Origin of the sequence: Streptomyces sp. MB09-01 (genome assembly GCF_033794505.1) — a bacterium.
In the GTDB taxonomy this organism is placed as follows: Bacteria; Actinomycetota; Actinomycetes; order Streptomycetales; family Streptomycetaceae; genus Streptomyces.
On the sequence record NZ_JARAYQ010000459.1, the window covers coordinates 1 to 3,568 of the forward strand.

Consider the following 3,568-nt stretch of genomic DNA (forward strand, 5'->3'; position numbering starts at 1 on the left):
ATTCTCATTGTCTTTTTTGTTTTTTTTTTTATTAAAAGAGAAGTAGCCATACGTGATTTCTGGCTGTCTCGTTGGCTAGGAGATGTGTATCAGAGTCAAATCCCACGCCCCGTGACCGCCGCCCCGGCCCTCACGAACGCCGAGACCACAGGAGGCCAGCCGTGACCGGCCGCCCCGACGACGACATCAGGTGCGATGCCTGCCGTACGCCGCCCCGCGCGGCCCGCAGGCCCCGCAGAGCGGCCCGCAGAGCGGCCCTGCTCGTCCTCGCCCTGCTCCTGGTGTGCGGCGCGGCGACGGGCTGCGGCGGGCGGGCCACCACCCACCACAAGCCCGGCACCAGCCACGAGCAGGCCTCCGGCAGCGTGGGCACCCTGCTCACCGCCGACGACGGCGCCGGCCACCGGCTCCGCGAGGTGCCGGCGCAGGGCGCGCCGGAGGTCCAGCTGACGGTCCGCTCGGACTCCGAGGACGGCTGGAACCTTCAACTGGCGGTGAAGAACTACCGCTTCACCCCCGACAGCACCGGCGGCGCCGCCCTCCCGGGCGCCGGCCACGCCCACCTGGAGCTCGACGGGCGCAAGCTGGCCCGGCTGTACGGCCCGTGGTTCCACCTGCCCGCCACGCAGGTCCCCGAAGGCGCACACACCCTGACCGTCCGCCTCTACGCGGACGACCACACCGCCTGGGCGGTGTCCGGCAAGCCGGTGCAGGCGACGACCCAGCTCACCGCCACCGCCACCGCCCCAGGACCCTCCGCGGGCCACGGCCACGGCCACGGTCCCGGCGAAACCGAGACCGAGGCCGCGCCGAAGCCACCGGACCAGCAGCAGGCCGACCGGACCGTCACCATCACCGTCCGGGACGGCAAGGTCAGCCCCGCCCCCGCCCGCACCGAGCTGCGGCGCGGGGAGCGCGTCGCCCTGCGGGTGACGAGCGACCGGGCGGACACCCTGCACGTCCACGGCTACGACAAGGAACTCGCCCTGCCGGCAGGCCAGGAGGCCACCCTGATCCTGACAGCCGACCGCCCGGGCCTCTTCGAGGTCGAAACCCACGAGTCCAACCTCGTCCTGACCCAACTCCTCGTCCGATGAACCCGCCGCCGCTCGCCGCGCCGCCGCTCGCCGCGCCGCCCTGGACAGTCGACCGGAGCCACCGGAGCCACCGGAGCCACGGGAGCCACGGGAGCCACGGGAGCCACCGGGGCCGAAGTGCCGCGCCTTCGGCCGACCTGGGCCAAGGCGCCGGTCCCTGCGCCCGTCGCGGCCGGGGCGCCGGCCGTGAGCCCGTCGTCGTTCCGGCCGCAGCCGGCGGGGGAGCGGTTCGACGGGATCCATCCCACGGCAGCCTCGCCCGGCTCCCCGGACCCGCGCCCGAGTCCGGGACGCCAGGCTTGTCAGGGCGTGTCCGCGGCGGGGCGCCGCCCCTGGCAGGCCGGTGGTGAGCCCCGTCGGACCGGGCACCGCCCCGGGCGCGGCCGGTGGCGGGGTGGGTCAGGGCGTGGTCCTTCACCCGACCGATCCGCTCACCGCGCTCGCGCACGGGATCGGCTCCCAGCACGATCTGCCGATCTCTCCCTTCTACGCCTTCGCCGGTGCCTTTGCCGCGCTGTTCGTCTCCTTCCTCGCGCTCGGCCTCCTCTGGTCCACCTCCCGCTTCCGCGGCGCACGCTCAGGGCTCGCCCTGCCCGCGGTCCTCCAGCGGGTGGCCGACGCGCCGGCCACCCGAACCACCCTGCGCGGACTGGGACTCGCCGCCGCACTCGCCTTCCTGCTCCACCTCCTCCTCGGTCCCGACGACCCCGCGCACAACCCCGCTCCCGGCGCTGTCTACGTCCTGCTCTGGGTCGGACTCGTGCCCGCCTCCCTCCTCCTCGGCCCGGTCTGGCGCCTGCTCAACCCGCTCCGCACCCTGCACCGCCTGCTCTCCCGGGCCCTGCGCCGCCCCGGCCCCGGCCGCCCCCTCCCCGCCCGTCTCGGGCAATGGCCCGCCGCCGTCGGCCTGTTCGGCTTCACCTGGCTCGAACTCGTCGCTCCTGATCCCGCATCAACCACCACCCTCCTGATCGCCCTCGCCACCTACGCAACCGCCCAGCTGCTGCTCGCCGCCCGTTTCGGCGAGCGCTGGTTCGACGACGGAGACGCCTTCGAGGCGTACTGCGCCCTCCTGGCCCGGCTCTCCCCCCTCGGCCGTCGCAGCGACGGCCGCCTCGTCCTCCGCAACCCCTTCCACGGACTCGACGCGACGCCCGAGCGGCCCGGACTCGTCGCCATCGTCTGTGTCCTGCTCGGCTCCACCGCCTACGACGGCTTCTCCGACAACCCCTCTTGGATCAACGCCCTACAGACCTCCCCCCTCGGCCGCACCGCCGCGGCCACGCTCGGACTGCTCGCCTCCATCGCCCTCGTCGCCAGCCTGTACTGCCTGTGCGCGGCGGCGACCCGCCTCGTCAGCGGTCCGCACCCCGGCCCGCTGACCGCCTTCGCGCACTCACTCGTACCGATCGCACTCGGCTATCTCATCGCCCACTACTTCTCCCTCCTGGTAGTCGAAGGACCACGCACAGTAAGCATGGCATTGGGCACTGACAACGCCTCCGAACCCGCCCCGCCACTGGGTCCCGGGGCCCTCGCCGCCCTCCAGGTCATCGCCGTCGTCACCGGCCACGTGCTCGGCGTGGTCGCCGCCCACGACCGCTCCGTACGCCTCTTCCCGCCCGCCAAGGCAGTGGCTGGACAACTGCCCCTGCTCGCCCTGATGATCACGTACACCGTCGGCGGCCTCAGCCTCCTGCTGAACTGAGGGCCTGCCGACCCCGGAAGCGAGGAGCGGCATGATGGACCCCGTGCATCCCGCCCACTCATTGCGCCGCACGCCCGTCCAGCAGCGCAGCGCCGACCGGCTCGCCCGGATCCTCGACGCCTGCGCCGAGCTGCTGGACGAGACCGGTTACGAGAACCTCAGCACCCGCGCCGTGGCCCTGCGTGCCGGAGTGCCGATCGGCTCCGTGTACCGCTTCTTCGGCAACAAGCGGGCCATGGCGATCGCCCTCGCCCACCGCAACCTGGACCGCTACGCCGACGGCATCGCGGACCGGCTCGCCGGCCTCCCGGCCACCCACTGGCGACCCGTCGTGGACGCCGTGCTGGACGAGTACCTGGCGATGAAGCGCAGTGTCCCCGGATTCGCGCTCGTCGACTTCGGAGTCCCCGCGCCGCCGCCCGAAGGTCCGGAGGCCGACCCCAACCACCAGGTCGCCGCCCGCCTGACCGAACTGCTCTCCACGCACCTCGGCCTGACCCCCGACACCACCCTGGAACGGGCCGTCCTCGTCTCCGTCGAGGCCACCGACGCCCTCATCCAACTGGCCTTCCGGACCGACCCGGCCGGGGATCCCGCCATCGTCGCCGAGACCCGCGCGATGATGCACGCCTACCTGGCCCGCGTACTGGACTGATCCCTCCCCGCCCCGTGCCTCCCCCGCCCCCACCACACCCTCCCCCCCCCCACCCGCACCCCCCCCCCCCCCCCGCCCCCCCCCCCCCCCCCCCCCCCCCCCGCCCCC

General features: G+C 73.6%; 3 protein-coding genes. All 3 read left to right on the forward strand.

Going from position 1 to position 3,568, the window contains the following annotated elements; genetic code table 11:
- Positions 1 to 257 precede the first annotated feature (257 nt).
- The 3 genes from PV721_RS42240 to PV721_RS42250 all read left to right on the forward strand — a co-directional run bounded on the left by PV721_RS42240 (position 258) and on the right by PV721_RS42250 (position 3,460).
- Positions 258 to 1,097 (forward strand): cupredoxin domain-containing protein, encoded by an 840-nt coding sequence (locus PV721_RS42240; protein WP_319734039.1) that lies wholly within the window; start codon positions 258 to 260, stop codon positions 1,095 to 1,097.
- A gap of 406 nt (positions 1,098 to 1,503) precedes the next feature.
- Positions 1,504 to 2,805 carry a hypothetical protein gene (locus tag PV721_RS42245; protein ID WP_319734041.1) on the forward strand — a complete coding sequence of 434 codons (1,302 nt, stop codon included), beginning with the start codon at positions 1,504 to 1,506 and terminating at the stop codon, positions 2,803 to 2,805.
- A 34-nt stretch (positions 2,806 to 2,839) separates the two neighbouring features.
- Positions 2,840 to 3,460 (forward strand): TetR/AcrR family transcriptional regulator, encoded by a 621-nt coding sequence (locus PV721_RS42250; protein ID WP_319734042.1) that lies wholly within the window; start codon positions 2,840 to 2,842, stop codon positions 3,458 to 3,460.
- Positions 3,461 to 3,568: the final 108 nt, after the last annotated feature.

Excerpts from the sequence above, each read along its gene's own strand:
- PV721_RS42250 (WP_319734042.1), top strand. The coding sequence starts at position 2,840 with ATGGACCCCGTGCATCCCGCCCACTCATTGCGCCGCACGCCCGTCCAG.